Source organism: Bartonella sp. B12(2025), from assembly GCF_053795135.1.
Genome location: NZ_CP200031.1, coordinates 185,842 through 205,468, shown reverse-complemented (window position 1 = coordinate 205,468; position 19,627 = coordinate 185,842). Strand labels below are relative to the sequence as shown.

13 protein-coding genes and 1 tRNA gene are annotated in these 19,627 nt (G+C 37.3%); 10 read left to right on the top strand and 4 right to left on the bottom strand.

From position 1 onward, the window contains the following. Positions 1–129 precede the first annotated feature (129 nt). The 7 genes from V3564_RS00845 to lpxK all read left to right on the top strand — a co-directional run bounded on the left by V3564_RS00845 (position 130) and on the right by lpxK (position 9,317). A complete protein-coding gene (locus V3564_RS00845) occupies positions 130–453 on the top strand; it encodes a hypothetical protein (protein ID WP_455480976.1) in 324 nt (107 codons plus the stop codon). 1,260 nt (positions 454–1,713) lie between these two features. Continuing rightward, a tRNA-Thr gene (locus V3564_RS00840) sits at positions 1,714–1,786 on the top strand. A 1,973-nt stretch (positions 1,787–3,759) separates the two neighbouring features. Further along, entirely contained in the window at positions 3,760–5,091 is a 1,332-nt protein-coding gene (locus tag V3564_RS00835; RefSeq protein WP_455480975.1) for a TldD/PmbA family protein, read from the top strand. Next, the gene (locus tag V3564_RS00830) at positions 5,078–5,881 is read left to right on the top strand and encodes a 3'(2'),5'-bisphosphate nucleotidase CysQ (RefSeq protein ID WP_455480974.1); all 804 of its coding nucleotides are present in this window, start codon (positions 5,078–5,080) and stop codon (positions 5,879–5,881) included. Before V3564_RS00835 ends, V3564_RS00830 begins: the two co-directional genes overlap by 14 nt. A gap of 45 nt (positions 5,882–5,926) precedes the next feature. Further along, positions 5,927–6,172, top strand: coding sequence for a DUF4170 domain-containing protein (locus tag V3564_RS00825; protein WP_455480973.1), 246 nt, complete (start codon positions 5,927–5,929; stop codon positions 6,170–6,172). Between the two features lie 813 nt (positions 6,173–6,985). Then, positions 6,986–8,308 (top strand): lipid IV(A) 3-deoxy-D-manno-octulosonic acid transferase, encoded by a 1,323-nt coding sequence (gene waaA / locus V3564_RS00820; protein WP_455480972.1) that lies wholly within the window; start codon positions 6,986–6,988, stop codon positions 8,306–8,308. Continuing rightward, positions 8,298–9,317 (top strand): tetraacyldisaccharide 4'-kinase, encoded by a 1,020-nt coding sequence (gene lpxK / locus V3564_RS00815; protein ID WP_455480971.1) that lies wholly within the window; start codon positions 8,298–8,300, stop codon positions 9,315–9,317. Before waaA ends, lpxK begins: the two co-directional genes overlap by 11 nt. Positions 9,318–9,361: 44 nt before the next feature. Here the strand turns inward: lpxK and V3564_RS00810 are convergent, their stop codons facing one another. Together V3564_RS00810 and mutL are read right to left on the bottom strand one after the other, a co-directional pair. Beyond that, complete coding sequence (locus V3564_RS00810) at positions 9,362–9,598, bottom strand: DUF2093 domain-containing protein (protein ID WP_455480970.1); 237 nt, start codon at positions 9,596–9,598, stop codon at positions 9,362–9,364. Positions 9,599–9,721: 123 nt separating this feature from the next. Beyond that, complete coding sequence (gene mutL, locus V3564_RS00805) at positions 9,722–11,566, bottom strand: DNA mismatch repair endonuclease MutL (RefSeq protein ID WP_455480969.1); 1,845 nt, start codon at positions 11,564–11,566, stop codon at positions 9,722–9,724. A gap of 299 nt (positions 11,567–11,865) precedes the next feature. On the opposite strand from mutL, the gene V3564_RS00800 reads away from it, so the two are divergent. Further along, on the top strand, positions 11,866–12,954 hold the full coding sequence (locus tag V3564_RS00800) for a 2'-deoxycytidine 5'-triphosphate deaminase (RefSeq protein WP_455480968.1): 1,089 nt from the start codon (positions 11,866–11,868) through the stop codon (positions 12,952–12,954). Between the two features lie 977 nt (positions 12,955–13,931). Further along, positions 13,932–15,083 carry an FMN-dependent L-lactate dehydrogenase LldD gene (gene lldD / locus V3564_RS00795; RefSeq protein WP_455480967.1) on the top strand — a complete coding sequence of 384 codons (1,152 nt, stop codon included), beginning with the start codon at positions 13,932–13,934 and terminating at the stop codon, positions 15,081–15,083. A 1,381-nt stretch (positions 15,084–16,464) separates the two neighbouring features. Here the strand turns inward: lldD and rsmD are convergent. Beyond that, complete coding sequence (rsmD, locus tag V3564_RS00790; RefSeq protein ID WP_455480966.1) at positions 16,465–17,022, bottom strand: 16S rRNA (guanine(966)-N(2))-methyltransferase RsmD; 558 nt, start codon at positions 17,020–17,022, stop codon at positions 16,465–16,467. Beyond that, complete coding sequence (locus V3564_RS00785; protein WP_455480965.1) at positions 17,003–18,403, bottom strand: pseudouridine synthase; 1,401 nt, start codon at positions 18,401–18,403, stop codon at positions 17,003–17,005. The genes rsmD and V3564_RS00785 overlap by 20 nt, the downstream gene beginning before the upstream one ends. Positions 18,404–18,672: 269 nt before the next feature. Here V3564_RS00785 and V3564_RS00780 point away from each other — a divergent pair, with 269 nt between their 5' ends. After that, on the top strand, positions 18,673–19,119 hold the full coding sequence (locus tag V3564_RS00780) for a nucleoside deaminase (RefSeq protein WP_455480964.1): 447 nt from the start codon (positions 18,673–18,675) through the stop codon (positions 19,117–19,119). Positions 19,120–19,627 lie beyond the last annotated feature (508 nt).

Here is a 19,627-nt window from a genome sequence, read left to right as displayed (position 1 = left end):
ACAATCATGATTTTTATGCATATTTTTCAAAAAAATAAAAATGAACATCGACTTATTTTCTTGTCATAATGCAACTCCTTGTTCTTCCGTGCATTATGCGAATGTTCCATTTAAATTAAAGGAAAAAATATGCTCCGTCCTCTACTCAAATTAATGGCTTTCATTTTCGTTACACTAACGATTATACTATTAGTCATTGATAGTGCACACTCTGTGAGTACATCATATTGGACGACAACCCCCTTAAATAAAATGTTAGCAAACCTTCTGAAAACAGATATCTATGGCCTTAACCAGTCTATACATAATATCATACCAACCTTCCTGTCCTCAATTTGCATTACTCTCACTTGTTTACCAGCATGGTTCATCTTCGGTGCTTTAGCAATAGCATTTTGCATATTGAATCAAGAAAAACAAAAACCTTTTCAGAAAATTTTGTATACAAAATGAAGAATACATTTGATATTAAAAAGACTCTTCTAGCGCCCATTGTACCCTACAACCAATACACCTTAAAGGGCTTCATCCTATCAAGATAGCTGAGAGTCATTTTGTAATAGGAGCAGATTAAAAGAGCCTTATTATTAACATATACATCAGCTCATGATTGTTATAGATAAAACTATGGTATCAACTCATTTCCACCAATTGCAAGCAATGAGCTGCTAAATTTTATCTCTCATTCCATCTATAAAAAAGTTTGTACAGAGAAAAACACAGATATGCTGAAATAACTAAAATTGCCTATGATCGCTAATTTATCCCCTCTAAAAAGCTTTCTCTATTTTTCAGCACCATGGATCGCACACAGAAAATACGTCCTAATAATAATCAGCACTCTTTATAAGACTGCAATTTCTTGACATAATGAAGAAGATTCTAAAACTTGTAAAAGTCGCCCCACATGCCTAGTAAAACGCATTAAAAACTTGGTGGTAAACAACTACAATTGTGATAAAAAAACTTCACACCATTCCAGCCTGCTACCCATCATATCTTGAAAAAATCAAGAGGCTATTACTGGAAAAATTTGAGAGCTTCAAAAAAATATCTAACATCCCACCCCTATTGATGAGAAGATGATGAAACAAGAGCTTCAGAAACACTCCGTTTTCTAAATCTGAAAATCGCCGCGTTTAAATATTAAATTTTTTAGATATCTCATTCAAATTTTTCCATCAATTAGTTACTACATAAGAAAATTCGTCAATAAGCTTTTTTGTAAGCTGACTCCACTTCTAATTCTATCAGCCTATTTTTACGATATGGTTTTTAATCCATCTTAAACAGAAAAACGTGTTTAATTTTATTAAATCGCCATTTATTCCCATTCCCTATAGAAATGAGGAGTAACCTTTCTACCAATTTCACTAACCTTATCTTCACATTATAAAGGTTGATGGTATCTTTTATCTCCCCAATCATTTGTTCAACAAATTTCTTCCTTCCATAAAAGCAGTAGATATTTTTATTTTTACGAGGATATCCTGACATCATTTCCTACAAAAAACATGCTTTTCATACCAACTTAAGTTTGAACGCGACCGTAAATTAGAAAGTATTTTACAACATCAAGATCAAAAAATACTATTTTTCTCCTAACCTTTGCACCCCTTCCTCTACTTCAATAATTACCGCATCTTATAAGTTATCGAAAAAATGGATACTTGCTTTTGTGCGTACTTTTGTCTAATTAATGTACAAGCCTATGCCGCATTAGCTCAGTTGGTAGAGCACATCATTCGTAATGATGGGGTCGCTGGTTCAAACCCGGCATGCGGCACCGTCTAATCTTTTAAAATCAACATAATAATAGATCGTTCATCTTTAGTTATTTCTAATCTATCTTTTGACACATAATTAAATCTTGCTATATGTCATACAAAACTGTTAGCAGACCCACCTTATTGTAAAGAGAAAAATCAAAAATTTTGTTTTGAATGTGATGTAATCCCTCAAAACCATTCCTATAGGGATTTAAAAAGCTGTCATTCAAACTGTTTCTGTAATTTTTAGCGTGATACTCTCTAATTACATCTAGTATATAAGCTGTATTTATTAGCGCAAGATACTGAAAAAATGATAAAATTTTATCCTTTCATCAAGAGCTTTAATGCCAAGTAAAATTATTTTCTCATGTCTTGGTTACTCTCACATAAAACCTCCTATGTCGTATACTTTTTGGATGTAACAAATATAGTGTGAACCAATTGGTTGCGACAATAAGAATGTGCCTCTTTTAGAAAATAGTGCACTGAATAGTAGTTTATTGGGAAGATTTTAGTAACCTTAAAGTCTTCTTTTAACTCAATAACTATTTATGTGATCTCCTTCATTGAGAAATCACACTTCAATAAAAGTATTATGACCTCTTTTAGTTAAATTTTTTTTCCCATACAGTATTTATTAACGACTCATCATAAATTTACAGATTTAATTTAATCCGTTTGCATCTGTAACTTTAGCGGTATGAAGTGCCTATCTTTGTTATTGGATAACTTAACAAAGAGATATTTCACTTAGCGTAAAAAATATTGCTTACTTTGTAAAAAAATGAATATAAAATAAGACATTGGATAGCTGTAATTTCTCGAGCTCACGCACTTTTACAACTGAATTTAGCTTTTTCAAATCTGTCACGCTCAGGCTGAACCGCTTCGAAAAACATCTAAAGAAAAAGAAATTTTCGTTTCCTGCCTACGATGAGAAACGAATACTGGGCAGATGCTTCAAACAATAGAGTTTCAGTGTATATTTGAGGAGTAAGCACATTTTTTTGTGGCTTTTTTAGAAAGTATAATTTGAAAGGCACGAGATAGTAAAACAAAGTGCAATATCTACTCTATAAAATTTGGACTGCTTCCATTAAATGTATCTATTCAAAAAACGATTGATTTCTTACACGCAAAGATGTTTAGCTGCTGGTAAATATCTCTTAACCTGTTTAAAAAATTATGAACTATGTGCCTTCCAAAATTAATTGGATAGATGCTCTTATTTCCAAACTGAATTCGATGGATAGATATAGAGAAAGCTGATTGGGCTTCTCCTACTTAATCACAGAGCAACCGATTAATTATTACGCATGAGAAAAGATAAAAAGCTATCATTTAATCCGATAGTACCACGAAAAAATTTCATAATCATAATGTATTTTCGACAGATATAAATCAAGAGATTCTGCGATAACATCATGCATGCAGAGTCAAAGAAATTTATGACTGCTGATCTCAGTAAAATCATAAGAAAAGAAGTTATCTTTATGCTATGTTTATAATTCGCTTCATTCACAAGATGATTGCACCCATAATGAGAAAGCTCATAAACACAAAGAAGTGCACTATAGTGAGGCATTTTCTATGCTTTCTTAGAAATTAAAGAGTGCTATAGGAGAAAGATAACATGAATGTTGATTTAGTGCTCAGTGGCAGAGATGTACGTAGTTTAAGTTGTTTTACAGTTTTTGAACTTAAAATTAAACGTTATCGCACGATCTTCCGTCAGTCTGATTAAGTGTGGGTTTGACTTACGGAATAACAGAAACGAATTGGAAAGGTTGAAGTTAAAGAGATTTAACGACATGTTGCATTTTTTTGAAAGAAGCTAAAAGGAAAGGTTCCCGATTTGCTAAAGAAAAAAAATGCAATGAATGATGCATAATTTTTATTGATGAATATACAAAAGTTACGTTCTAATTTGTATAAGTTTGTCAGATTTCTTATCAATGTAAATAATAAATATTTTAAGGAGCCTATAATGACTGACAAAAACCAGATTGATAAAGCCGCTTCGTTAATTGAAGCGGCAAAGCGTTCTGGGGCAGATGCTGCTGATGCTGTTATTGTTCGTGCACATTCTACCAGTGTATCGGTTCGTTTTGGGAAAGTCGAATCGACAGAAACTTCAGAGAGCAATGATTTTACATTAAGGGTTTTTGTTGGCAAAAAAGTAGCAAGTGTTTCTGCTAATTTAGCAGCTTATCCGCAAGAATTAGCAGAACGTGCTGTTGCTATGGCAAAAGCTTCTCCTGACAGTTTGTTCGAAGGATTGGCAGATAAAGAATCTTTAGTTTCACATCCTAAAAATCTCGATCTTTTTGATGATTTTGTTCCGCACAGTCATTTTCTAACAGAAGATGCTTTTAAAATGGAAGCAGCAGCTCTTGATGTTAAAGGAGTAAGCAATTCTGGTGGAGCCGCGACAGCTTATGGCCAGAGCGGATTTGTTCTTGTGACCAGCGATGGTTTTTGTGGAGCCTATCACTCCAGTTGTTTTTCACGTTCTTGCAGTGCGCTTGCTGGTGAGGGTACTGCAATGGAACGGGATTATGATTATACAACTGCCTTACATTTCTCTGATCTGGAAGCAGCAAAAACTGTGGGTAGAAATGCAGGAGTTAGGGCAGTTCAACGTTTGGGAGCAGTTCGTGCTGCTACGGGAGTTGTGGATGTTATTTTTGCCCCACGTACAGCTCGCGGAATTACTGGGCATATCGCACATATGGTGAATGGAGCATTGGTTGCTCGCAAAACAAGCCTTTTACAAAATCTCTTCGGAAAATCGGTAATGAAACCAGATGTTAATGTAACAGATCAACCTTTGCGATTGCGTGGGAATGCTTCTCGTCCTTTCGATGGAGAGGGAGTAGAAGGGCAAACATTAAATATTATTGAAAATGGTATTTTAAAAAATTGGCTTCTTTCATCGTCCTCAGCGCGTGAATTGGGGCTTGAAACCAACGGTCATGGCGTGCGTTCGGCATCATTGGTTCAGCCGGCAAGTACCAATTTTGCTATTGAACCGGGTTTAATATCGCCTCACGATATGATAAAAGATTTACGAAGTGGTTTTTATGTTACAGAATTATTCGGACATGGAATTGATTTTGTTACGGGTCAGTACAGTCGTGGAGCTTCTGGTTTTTGGATTGAAAATGGTGAAATTGCTTATCCAGTGAGTGAAGTAACGCTGGGTTCTGATTTGCTCCACATGTTAGCGCATTTAACACCTGCAAACGATATTGATCGGCGCTATGGTATAACTGCTCCGACATTGTTAATTGAAGGAATGACACTTGCAGGAAAATAACACACACCATTCTTCCGACCTAAATCTTCTGCTTGATGTTTGTCGAGAGGCAGGAGATTTAACGATGAGGTATTTTGGATGTGCGTTGGATGTTTGGATCAAAGATGGCAATTCACCGGTCAGTGAGGCAGATTTTGCAGTTGATCACTTTTTGAAGGAAAAGCTTCTTAAAGCGCGTCCGAATTATGGATGGATTTCAGAAGAAACAAAAGATGAGCGAGGACAAGGGATTTATAAACGCTACTTTGTGGTTGATCCGATTGATGGAACTCGTGGCTTTCTATCAGGTAGCACCTATTGGTGTGTTTCGATTGCTATTATTGAGAATGGGCGTCCTATCGTAGGTGTTGTGCAATGTCCAGCTCAAGGAGATGTTTATGCAGCTATTGCTGGTGGAGGGGCGACATTAAATGGTATAGAGCTTCCTCTTTTGACATCTGAGGTGAATAAAAAATACAAAGTTTCGTTTGATAAGTCGTTCGCTAAAAAATTACCGGATGGTTTTTGTGATAAGGTTAGTTTTTACCGTCATATTCCTTCTCTTGCATATCGTATTGCTCTTGTTGCCCAAGGTGAGATCGATATCGTGTTGATACGTCCGAATTGTCATGAATGGGATATTGCCGCTGCTGACCTTATCTTACAAGAATGCGGAGGATGTCTTATGTCACTTGATGCAGATCGTATATTTTACGGAATTGAACCTTATCAATGTAGACTGTTAATTGCTGGTAAAAATAATTGCTGTCAAGATATGATAGATGTTATTCGTCAAGCAAAGTTAGTTTAATCACATAAAAACACGCTGAAATCTCTGAATGATATGGAAAAACACATGAATGAAACCAACGAAAAAAGACAATACTTGCACCTTGTATTTGGTGGGGAATTGAAAAATCTTAATAGTGACCAATTTAAGAACCTTGATGATTTAGATGTGGTTGGTATTTTTCCAGATTACCAATCAGCTCAAGAAGCATGGCAGGCAAAAGCGCAAAGCAGTGTAGATAACGCATTACAACGTTATTACATTGTAGATTTGCATCAGCTTCTTTGCCCTGAAACAAACGACGCAGAGTAAAATTTGAATATTTGATCGTCATTTTCTTAGTTATCCAAGTGCAACGAGATTGCATTTTCTAAATGTAATATCAGGGTGAATAGAATAATTCAGAAAAGGAAGGGATGTGCTTTAAAGCGCTTTTGGCGAAAGCATTCATCGATAAAGATATGGTTTATACAGTTTTTTGTTGTATGAGTGAATTGTCTGCGTTTTTTATTGGACAAATCTGCACTTGAAAAGTTTAGAGTAATGTCCCGAAGGTACAGAAAATTTATAATCAATTTATTATCACTTTTTTGCATGAGTGACATACCATGGAATCTTTTCTTCATTCTCAATGTGAAGAAGTTTTTGCCATGTTTTCTTGTTCTGCGAATGCAAAAATAAAGACGCAATTTGCAAACTAAAATGGGGACTTACATTTATGCACGGTTCTCAGGGAGATGAGATAAAACACATTTATTAATGAGAATAAATGTGGGTACTGTTAACGCTTAAAATACTCTTAAATCTAGCAAAAACACTATGATTGCGGATAGTTCACGTGGAAAAACATCTAAAATTGGGAAAAAGATTATTTTATTAGCTAACTTATTACCTGCCTTCTATCATACTTTGTATACATGCACTTTTATGAGAAATGATTTTTGAAAAAATGTAGAGTAAAATTGTGTCCTTGTACAATCATTCTCATGAAGAAAGCGTTTTTTATCTTCCAAAATACGGATAATATTTCACTAGAAGAAATATGAATGCAATGAACAGAGTTAATGAATCGTTTAATAAAAGTAAATTATAAGCATTTCAAAAAGGTGAATGAGGTGATTTTCAATGGTAGAACTAAAGGAACGTACAGCTCTTTTAATCTATCGGATGATTGGCTTTTGCTTACATCCTGTGGTACCTTTTTATTTATTTCTCCGTTCTGTACGTGGAAAAGAAGAGCGTGGTCGCCAAAAAGAACGTTTAGGTAAAAGCCATAAAGTACGTCCTCCAAGTCCGTTAATTTGGTTGCATGCGGCTAGTGTTGGAGAAACGCTTGCCATTGTCCCACTCATTAATTATATTTTATCATTGAAAATCAATATATTATTAACAACTGGCACTGTAACATCTTCTTCCCTCGTAAAAAAGCATTTTGGTAATCGGTTAATTCATCAATATGCTCCGTTAGATTTAGACTTAGCAGTACGCCGTTTTATCGGCCATTGGAAACCTGATTTAGTGCTGGTTTGTGAATCAGAAATTTGGCCTCTACGTATTAAGGAACTTGCCAAAATGCGCATTCCACAGATTTTGGTTAATGCCCATATGTCTGAACGTTCTTTTAAGGCTTGGCAAAAACGGCGCGCTCTTGCCAAACATATTTTTAAGCATATTGATATGGCTATTGGCCAGAATGAAAAAGATGTCGCTTATTATCACGCACTTGGAGTAAAGTCTGTTGCATTTTCTGGTAATCTCAAGGCTGATGTTTTTCTAATTGAAGATCAAGCATTATTTGCGCGTTACCGTAATGCTATTGGAAACCGTCCTGTTTGGGCAGCTGTTTCAACCCATGAAGGGGAAGAGCAGATTGCTTTTGAAGTGCATAAGATTCTTAAAAACTATTTGCCAGATTTGTTGACAATCATTGTGCCCCGTCACCCTGAACGTTCAGAAAGTCTTATCAAAAGATATGACAATAAGAGTTTGCATTTTATTCGCAGAAGCAGCAATGCTATTCCAGATATGAATACAGACATTTTGTGGGGAGATACAATTGGAGAAATGGGACTTTTCCTTCGCTTATCGAAAGTTACTTTCATTGGTAAATCACTATGTGGAAACGGTGGACATAATCCATTGGAGTTGGCTTTGCTTGGTTCAGCTATCTTGACGGGACCTCATGTCTCAAATTTTCAAGAAATGTTTGAACAATTTTTAACGCATGATGCAGCATATATAGTGCAAGATACAAAACAGCTTGCTATTCAGGTGTATAAGCTTTTAACCAATGAAACATTACGGAAAGAAATGGTCGATAAAGCCTATGAAGTAGCAACAAGTATGGCAGGTGCACTTGAGCGCACATTGAAAGTTCTTGATCCATTTTTGCAACCCCTCGTGATACAAACAGGTTTAAGTCAGCATCGGGATGGATATGCATATTAGTGCGCCTCGTTTTTGGTGGAAAGATAAAAGCTTTTTGCATTTTTTATTAGCTCCAATTTCTTTGGTGTATGGCTATTTTTCAAGTTACCGTATAACAAAGCGGCCTCCCGTTATTGATCTTCCGGTTTTGTGTATTGGTAATTTTACATGTGGTGGTGCTGGTAAAACGCCTGTTGTCATTGCTTTTTCCAAAGTGGCTAAAGAGCTTGGTTTTGTGCCTGGTGTTGTATCACGTGGTTATGGTGGGACAGTTAAGGAAGTACACCTTGTAAATGTGGAATGTGACAATGCCCACGATGTTGGAGATGAAGCACTTTTACTTGCACGGCACGCTTTTGTTGCTGTATCTGCTGACCGTCATGCGGCAGCACAACGGCTCAAAGAAGAGGGATGTAATCTTATTTTAATGGATGACGGATTTCAAAGCCGCCGTCTTTATATGGATTATGCATTGCTCGTTGTAGATGCAATGCGCGGCTTTGGGAATGGAGCTGTTTTTCCGGCAGGACCTTTGCGTGTACCGTTAAAAACACAGTTTTCTTTGATGGACAGTGTTTTATTGATTGGTCATTCGGATGCGCGTGAGAAGATTGCTTTTCTTGTCACTCGTACTGGAAAACCTTTGTATCATGCTCATCTTAAACCATTAGCATCTGATAAGGTCGCAGGAAAATCATTTTTGGCATTTGCAGGTATTGGCAATCCAGATAAATTTTTCCAATCGATTAAAGAATTGTCTGGTCATGTTGTGCAAACCTACTCTTATCCAGATCACTATTTTTTTACCGATACGGATTTAAAAAATCTTGCACAAAAGGCTAAAGTGCACAATTTATGGCTGGCTACAACTGCTAAGGATTATACACGTATACAGACACGTGATGTACAAAAAGACTTAAAAAATCTTATTGTATTTGATGTTAAAGTTGACTTCACTCAAGAAGATTTTTGCCGTATGCTGCTTGAGGAGGTCATAACTCGTTTTAAAAAACGCAAACATCCCCTTTAATTTGCATTTTCGAAAAAAGAGCTGAATTTATAGTTTTCAATTGGTTATTTTTTCTGTGCTTTTAACAATTGGCTGAGATACGGATTGCATTCAAGCTCGCGATGATAAGAAATTTCACAACTGGCATACGCCTCTTGGCGGTGATGATTCCAATATTTTAAATCATCTATAGGGATTTTTTGTCCACTGACGGCGCAAAGGGTATAGGTTCCATATTCTATGATTTTATATCCATTATTGGAATAATGAATTTTTGCTTCGTGTTCATCACTGGAAAACATTCTTTAATAATCCCTTCTTGTTTGTATGAGAGATGACTCAAGCAAAGTGCCATAAGATGCCTTATAAAGTCGAGGGTGAATTTAAAAAAATATTTTTTCCCTGCCAAAATGGTGAGTAGTAACTCATTTTCTACCAAAAAGTCTCTCTATATCAGCCAATTTGAGTTCAATATAGGTAGGACGACCGTGATTACATGTGCTTGTATTAGGTGTTGCTTCTATTTGTCGTAACAGTGCATTCATTTCTTCAGGGCGTAAAAGACGCCCTGACCGTATTGAGCCGTGACAAGCCATAGTTGCTGCAACATAATCAAGCATTTCTTTTAAATTGTCTGCTGTATCATATTCAGCAGCTTCATCTGCGAGATCCTTAATGAGAGCTTGTACGTTTATCTCTCCTAACATAGAGGGCGTTTCTCGCACAACGATTGCACCAGGTCCAAATGGTTCTATTCCCAAGCCAAATTTCTGCAAAGCATCTTTGTGCATTAAAAGACACGTTGCATCTTCTTCAGAGAGTTCTACAACTTCAGGGATAAGCAACAACTGTGAAGGAAGCGGTTTGGAATAAAGCGCATTCTTGAGTGATTCATAAACCAGTCTTTCATGAGCTGCATGTTGATCGACAATTATCAAACTTTCTTTGGTTTGAGCGATAATGTAGTTTTTATGTATTTGTGCTCTAGCAGCTCCTAGTGGATAACGCAATTCTTCTGATGAAAGTGCAGTACTTGGAATATAGGCATCACCGCTTGGCGTATCTAAACCTTCTATAAGAGGAATCGCATCTTCTTTAAAACTAAAAGAGTTCGTCGCATCCAATGGTTTATGAATCATTGATGCAGCTGCTGTTGCAAGGTGATGGTGCTGTGAACTGTCCGAAAGAGATCGGTAACTGTTTTTAAAACTTCCCAATGACTGTGATGTCTGAAATGCGGAAAGCATTGCTTTAGAACACGTTGAAGTAGGACGAACACCAGTCTGATGCAATGCTTCGTGAATTGCTCCAACAATTAAACCACGAATTAATCCAGGATCACGGAATCGTACATCGGCTTTGGTCGGGTGCACATTAACATCAACATAAGCGGGTGCCAGATCGATAAAAAGAATGCATACAGGGTAACGATCCCGAGTCATAACATCAGCATAGGCTCCTCGAATTGCCCCCCAGAGAAATTTATCACGCACTGGACGTCCATTAACATAGGCAAATTGATGAAGACTATTAGTGCGGTTGAAAGATGGTAAACACGCAAATCCAGTCAAACGGACTGATTCGCGTTCAGCATTAAGTGCGATACTATTGGGAGCAAACTCTTTACCCATAATTTGTGTAATACGTTGTAATTGCCCTTGGATGTTATTTTCCGTGGCAGGTAATTCCATAGAAGTTCTATCCGGACCTGAAAGAGAAAAGCGGATATGCGGAAATGCAATAGCAATTCGTTTAATCATATCGGTAATAGCATTTGTTTCAGCACGGTCAGTTTTCATAAATTTTAACCGTGCTGGAGTGACAAAGAAAAGGTCACGAACTTCAACGATAGTTCCAGGATTTGCAGCAGCCGGTTTTGGTCCAACAATTTTTCCTGCTGTAACAATAATTTCAGTAGCACTACCAACATTTTGCGTTCGTGAAGTTAATTTAAGTTTAGCAACAGAACCAATAGAAGGTAAGGCTTCTCCTCTAAAACCAAGAAAGCAGATATTGTGCACGTCGTCAGTAATTTTTGATGTACAATGGCGAGAAACTGCTAAGGTTAACTGATCTTCCGGAATGCCACAGCCATTATCAGTCACCTTTATAAAACTTTTTCCACCGTTTGCTGTAACAATTTCAATTCGAGTTGCTCCAGCATCAATAGCATTTTCGACAAGTTCTTTGACAACATTCGCTGGCCGCTCAATAACTTCACCGGCAGCAATTTGATTAATAATATTTTCGCTGAGATGGCGTATGATCATGGTAAATTCTAACAAGATTCCTGCGGATTCTATAGAAGCTTTGAATCATGATAACATTATTTGTTCAACATTCAAGAATGATAGTACGTGAAAAGTATTATCTGAAATAAATATTATTTACTTTAAATAGAGTGTTGTACCAAGTGCTATTTCGTTGTTTGTGGTATTCTGGTATGAATTGCAACAGTAAATTGATTGAAAAAATCAGAAGGAAATCGTTTTTATCGCCTAAAACAGCTTGCACCAATCAATCATCTGGGCCAAAAAAAGAAATGAAGTAAAAATGGAAGGCAAAACATATGAAGCGTGTAAGCGGTATTTTGGCAGATAATGATATACAAGCTTTGATTGATAATAACATTCTCAAGGCTCTTTGGTCATTTGATGCAGCCCAAATACAGCCAGCAAGCCTTGATCTTCGTTTAGGGAACAAAGCCTATCGTATACGTGCCTCTTTTATGCCAGGATCCAATGTAAAAGTTTTAGATAAACTCGAACGGTTAAAGTTGCACGAATTTGATTTGCAGGACGGAGCAGTCTTAGAAACAGGCTGTGTTTATGTTGTTCCCCTTTTGGAAAGTTTGGCTTTACCAGAAATTTTATCAGCAGTTGCAAATCCTAAAAGTTCTACCGGACGATTAGATATTTTTACGCGTGTGATTACGGATAATGCACAAGAATTTGATAAAATTTGTGCCGGTTATCATGGTCCACTTTATCTTGAAATTAGCCCACGGACATTTCCAATTTTGGTGCGTACCGGTTCGCGTTTGTCTCAGCTTCGATTTCGCAAGGGACTCAGTTATTTAAATGAAATTGAACTACATGCTTTGCATACGGATGAAACGTTGATATCGGATAATCTGCCTAATATTAGCGAGGGTGGTATTGGACTCTCCATTAATTTGAAGGGAGACGAAAACGGACTTGTGGGCTATCGTGGAAAACGTCATACAAGTGTTATTGATATTGATAAACATGCTGTTGCTCACGTTCTAGATTTTTGGGAGCCTCTTTTTGACCGTGGTCAAAGGGAATTGATTCTTGATCCTGATGAGTTTTATATTTTAGTTTCGCGAGAAGCTGTCCATGTCCCTCCACTTTATGCAGCTGAAATGACCCCTTTTGATCCTTTAGTTGGTGAGTTTAGGGTGCATTATGCGGGTTTTTTTGACCCCGGATTTGGACATATAGAAGCGGGTGGAAAAGGAGCAAGAGCAGTTTTAGAAATGCGTAGCCATGAAGTTCCATTTATCTTGGAGCATGGTCAAATTATTGGCCGTCTCGTGTATGAACACATGCTTAATCGACCGTTAACACTTTATGGGCACGATTCTGGATCACATTATCAAGCACAGGGACTAAAATTATCTAAGCATTTTAAATGATTTTGAAAAAACGGAACTTTATAAAGTGTTTTCAGGAAGAAGATCTGAGTAAAAAGGCTTCGGTTTTTCACGGATATAATACAACATTAGTTTGTTCGTTTCTCAAACTGAATATTCAAAACTGATTGCCAGCACTCGCTCCATTTTTAAAAATTTAAATGAAAATCTCATGTGTTTTATTTTATATAAAATACCGTTAAAAAACAAAAAAGTACGTTTTCAGTGATAGTATAATAACAAACCTTTTAATGTAGCATTATCAATAATTTTTTTAAATGTATCTAATTTTAATCCAAATATCATTTTGATAAGTTTATATCATTCCCCCTCTGGATATAATCAATTTACAGTATGACCAGATAATTACTTAACCAAAAGTGAGATTTTTCTGTTTATATGTACCTATATTTAAAATTCTTTAAAATGCTCTATATAAATCAACAAATGCAGGTTTTATAAATTTCTATTAGCGGAAAACCTGCAAAGTTTAGGATACTGATAGGGGAAATTACCGGATGCCCGTGACAGGTTTGTTCCGTTTTATTAACGATCTTTTTCATCTTTTTAAGGAACTTTTGTGATGTATACCCAATAATGTAGCTATATGACTTTTATGAACTGTAATGTGAGATATCTTTATAGTTTGTAAGAGAGATATCGCTTTAAAATTAGAATAAATAGCTAAAAAACATCTCTCGAAAGACATTGATTATAAAGAGCCTATCACGTCTTGATTCTCGGATACATATTAATAACGTGTGAGTTATAGGTTATTGATTAAGGCTTAGCACCATTAGACTTTTAATCTGGAAAAAAGCAATAAAAATGTTGTGTTCATTGATTAATTTTTTAAGTTGCAATCTTTGTTACCTACATCTAGTGAATGGAGTGTTTTTGGAGACGTCTAAAGGAGGAGTGTGGGCTAATCCTTATTAGTTTTAGAGCATTTTCGCTTTTTATTCAGGAATAGTGTCGTTATGATTATTTCTTCAACATTTGATTACCGCAAAGCAGCAAAACGTCGACTTCCTCCTTTCCTTTTTCACTATATCGATGGTGGAGCCTATACTGAGGAAACGATGCGACGTAATTGTGCAGATCTTCAAGCACTTGCACTACGTCAAAGGATTCTGAAGCAGATTGGTGAAGTTGATCTTTCAACCAAGCTTTTTGACCAAACATTTGATTTGCCAATTATACTTGCGCCTGTTGGATTAACAGGCATGTATACGCGCCGTGGTGAGGTAAAAGCTGCACGTGCAGCAATTGCAAAAGGTATTCCTTTTACATTATCCTCAGTTTCAGTCTGCCCCATTGCAGAAATACAGAAAGAGGTTGGAAGTGCATTTTGGTTTCAACTTTATGTTCTCAAAGATCGCGGGTTCATGCGTGATGTATTAGAGCGGTCTTGGTTAGCTGGTGTGCGCACCTTGGTTTTTACAGTTGATATGCCGATTCCTGGTGCACGTTATCGTGATGCGCATTCGGGGATGTCTGGACCTTATGCTGGATTACGCCGTATTTTACAAGCTTTTACTCATCTACACTGGGCGTGGAATGTCGGTGTTATGGGGCGCCCACATGATCTTGGGAATGTTTCTACCTATCTGCAAAAGAAGATTAGACTGGACGATTATGTTGGTTGGCTTGGTGCAAACTTTGACCCATCAATTGGTTGGCATGATCTGCAGTGGATTCGAGATTTTTGGAAGGGAAAAATGATTCTGAAAGGTATTCTTGATCCAGAGGATGCACGAGAAGCAGTACAATTTGGTGCTGATGGTATTGTTGTTTCCAATCATGGCGGACGTCAGCTTGATGGTGTATTATCAACTGCACGGGCATTGCCAATGATTGCAGAGGCTGTAGGAAGTGATTTGACTATTTTAGCGGATTCTGGTGTTCGTTCTGGTCTTGATGTTGTACGCATGTTAGCGCAAGGTGCGAATGCTGTTATGATTGGCCGTGCTTTTGTTTATGCGCTTGCAGCAGCGGGTGAGAAAGGAGTAGCTCACCTCCTTGATCTTTTTGCTAATGAAATGCGGGTGGCTATGACATTGACAGGTGCACGCGCAATTAAAGATATCACAAGAGAGAATTTAGTGAGTGCAGACATTCTTGATTCATGAGGAGATATACTGCTTCTTCTCCTATTCTTTGGGAAAAGGGAAGCACATCTATTAAAAGCAAGAAGAACGCGATTTAATACATCTATATACTTTATTCTCTTTTAGAATCCTCAATGAATTATGATACACTTTTAATTGAGGAGCACATTCAGATGCCGTTAGATGTTTTGTATATTATTTCATTGCTAACATAGCTTCCGTTATACCATCTCGACTGATAGCATAATTTGCTAAGACACCCAATTGACTTCCACTATAAATTAGCTCATCTGCTATTCCTAATGATACAAATTTGCATGCAATATTATGTTCTCCACAAGCAATCTAGCAATTGCATCTCCAAGCCCCCATTCATGCTATACTCTTAAAAGATAACAATAGATCTATGAGATTTACATAGTTCTAGTACACATATATCGTCTAAAGGCCAAATTATTAGCACGCTTGTAATCGTTTGGTAAAATTTTATATTTTTTGAGTTCTTCAACAGCATCAAGATAAATCTTGACGGTTCCTCCGGTAGCAAGCAAGAGAATATCTTTTCCCTTTTTTACAAAGAAAACTTTACTATGAATGTTTGTAACTGCACGCTTTCCTACACGTATATAAGCAAGTGTAGGATTAATTGCTCAGAGTGGAAAGAATTGCCAGCTTCCATTTTTTTATTATCCGCAGAAGAAATGATGCGCATATTAGGAATAGCATGAAATGAAGCAAAATCGAAAATAACATGATATGTCGCTCTAAATGATTTATATAGCTAGTACCAGCACTCATGACAATCAATCGAATAGAACTTTCGTAATAAAGAGGATAGCAAAGCTGATAAAACTTGTGCAAATATTATATCAAGGATGTAGAAAATCGTAGGTTTATTTATTGATTTTAAAATTATTTTTTATGTATTTTTTCATATTTGCGCTTCGTAGATATTTTGTCCAAAGAAATAGATGGTTATTGAACCGTTGAATTTAAAGGCTACATCTTGGTATAATTTTTATCAAGATTTTGTTATATGTAGCAAAGTTGAAAGGGCAGTTATGCTTTCTGTACTACCATACTGTTTGTGATTTTTTCCCCATAATTCCCGCAATATTGGTTTCTTGAAATTGAGTTATTGTGATGGTCGTTAGAAGATCATTTAAACCATTCCATATACCTTTAGATGTATTATGAATAAAAAAAAGCATATGTACCGATAAGAAATTGTATATTGGTTATAAAAAATAGTAATATAAAAGCTTTCCGCAGCTTTAATCGGTTAAAAAACTACGGTTAATTAATAAAGTAATCACTCCATATAAAAAGCAATAGAAAAAGGTGTACAGAATAATTTTTCTCATCCTATCGAATAAAAATGAGAGTTTTTCCAAACATTAAACTATGATCGCAGTTTATAAAAACGTATTGCTGTCTCACCATAAAAACGTTCATCATCTAGATAAAATATATCGGGTAATTCAATAATTGCATCTTTCTTTTCTTCGAGCACAAAGAGTGTATCAGCTTTTGCCCACCCTCCCCTCAGAGCCTCTACAAAAGCACGCTCACCTAAACAATGACCATAGGGAGGATCAGCGCAAATAACATCAAATGGAAGCATTGTCCCAATATTTCCTAGTTTAGTTGCATCACGACGCAAAATCCGCCCAATTGACTGTAATTCAAAAACTTCAATATTTTTTTGAAGCAATCCACGCCCTTCAACTGAATTTTCAACAAAAACAGCGTTTTTTGCACCACGTGAGAGCGCCTCAATACCTAAAGCGCCCGTACCAGCAAAAAGATCAAGTATACGTTTGTTAGCCCAAAATTGTTCTTCTCTGCTTGCAAGAATATTGAAAAGGCTTTCGCGCGTACGATCACTCGTTGGGCGAATCGACTGTCCCACAGGCGCAAACAAAACACGCCCAGCGAATTTACCGCCGATGACCCGCACGTGGCTCTCCAAATTGCTTCGATGTTTTTCTACCGCTATACGCTTTAGATTTTTTCACAGCACCATTAAATGATTTTGCTCTTCGCTTATCATCAAAAGAATGCTCATCATGATCGCCTTTCATAGCCTTTCCTTCTTTCTTTAAAAAACGATCTTTCTTTTTAGAAACATGCGCTTCACCATAAGATATTTTATTACGTTTTTGACCAAAACTAACGCCCCTCTTTTTCCGTAACTGCACTTCTGATGGCTTTTCCTTATCTGTACGGAAAGATCCTTTACCGACTAAATTGCTTTGATGCTCATGAGGAGTATCCTCACTGTAGAAAGACTTCTTACGCGTACTCTGTGGACGTGCACCAGGAGCCATCCAAACATTAGAACGGCGTGAACGAGGTAAAAAGCGCTCTACTTTTCCACCCTCACTCTTATCCTTACGCATAAATTTCTCATCAAATTTCGTATCCAATCGTAATTGATCGTGCTTAGCAGAGCTGCCTCGCTGCCTGCGCTGTACATTTCTCCCACTCAAAAAAATCCAGCTATCATTGGTGACAGAAAGATCTTTATTACTTCGTTTTTCTGCAACAACCGCAGAATTTGAAAATGGCTTAAGAATAGGAGCATCAAAATCTGCATTGGCTTGCATAATTAAACGCTCACCCAACTGCTCGCGTAACATCCGACCTTTTATCTCACGAACTGCTCCTTCTTCCAAGTCAGATAACTGAAATGGACCATAAGATACACGAATTAAACGATTAACCGATAATCCTAATGCACCCAGAACATTTTTTATTTCACGATTTTTTCCTTCACGCAAAGCCACAGAAAGCCATATATTTGCCCCCTGTTCACGTTCAATCGATGCTTCGATCGAACCATAGAAAACACCATCAATCGCGATGCCATTTTTAAGGTTATCAAGCGCACTCTGTTTTACTCTTCCATGAGCACGAACCCGATATTTGCGCACCCATCCCGTTAAAGGAAGCTCTAATACACGTGCTAAACCACCATCATTGGTTAACAGTAAAAGCCCTTCCGTGTTAATGTCAAGCCTGCCCACAGAAAGAACACGAGGCATTCCTTTCGGCAAATTGCCAAATACTGTTGGCCGACCTTCAGGATCACGGTTAGTGGTGACAAGCCCTGCCGACTTGTGGTAAAGCCATAACCGTGTTCGTTCTACAGGAGCCAAAGGTTTGCCATCAACTTTAATAACATCAGAGCGGATAACATTAAAAGCAGGCGTCGTCACAACTTTACCATTAACAACGATACGACCCGCGAAAATCATCATTTCTGCATCACGACGCGAGGCGACACCAGCACGCGCTAACCTTTTAGCAATCCGCTCACTCTCACTGTTTTCACTCATTTGCTCTTCACACCAACCTCTTTCAGTACACTCGGAAAATCATCTACCCACACTATATTGCTTATCCTGAAAAGGGGAAGTAACATAATCATTTATCATTTTCTATCCTTTAGCAGAGACAATATATCGATTTACTTGCAAGTTCGCTTTAAACATTTTAAAAAAATAATACCCCTTCATTATAAAAGGATCATAGCTCATTCCTTTTACAGTTCTCCTCTCTACAAAGAAGCCTTTTGACTCCTTACACTTCAATGGAAAAGAATACCATGACTTTAACTCCCATGGAAATAGCTCTCTTAGAAGCGCAATGGGCAAACGAAAAAAATGAAGTCCCTGTAGGCGCCGTTATCACACACGGAAAAATGATCATTGCACGCGCTGGCAACTACATAAAAACCGCATACGACCCTACAGGACATGCAGAAATGCGCGTAATCCGTATGGCCTGCGAAAAATTCCAAAGTGAAAGACTTCCTGAATGCGACCTGTATGTGACACTTGAACCTTGTGCTATGTGTGCCGCAGCCATTTCATTTGCACGTATACGGCGCCTCTATTATGCAACAAGCGACTCCAAAGGAGGCGCCATTGAACACGGCACACGCTTCTATCAGCAGCCAACCTGCCATCACAGACCTGAAATCTATTCTGGTTTTAAGGAAAAAGAAGCTTCTCAATTGCTGAAAGATTTTTTTGCACAAAAACGATGCTAAAGTTCCTCTCCTTACCTACACCTATCTTTTAACAATATTAGAACTTTTTGAAAAAGTTAACAGCTCTTCTTTTTACCAGAAACCGTTTTCAGAGCACTTTCTCTCTCACGCTCTTTTAAAACTCTGCCTTTACTCTTCTTGACCAACAGATGCAGCTCCTCTGCCAGTTAACGATAACTTAAAGACGGCTCCATGAGATACCGAGATTCACACTTTCAACTCGTGCTCTCTGATGACGTCAATATTCCTTTCATTGCTTAGCACTCAATCAAAAAAATACTTTGTAAATCAAAGATATTAACATCCCCATTAACTGATAATGCTTTTTTGGATAAAATAAAAGCTCAGCCACCACCAAAACGTTGCATTGGTGCTACAATTCTAATTCTACCAAGAGAACGACCCGGTGCTATATCTTGCTTTACACCTTGCTTGAGTGTGACAGTAAAACACGCTCGAGTCGAGCTTCGGAACCACAAGTTTTGGATAAGATTTCATAACAAGCTGA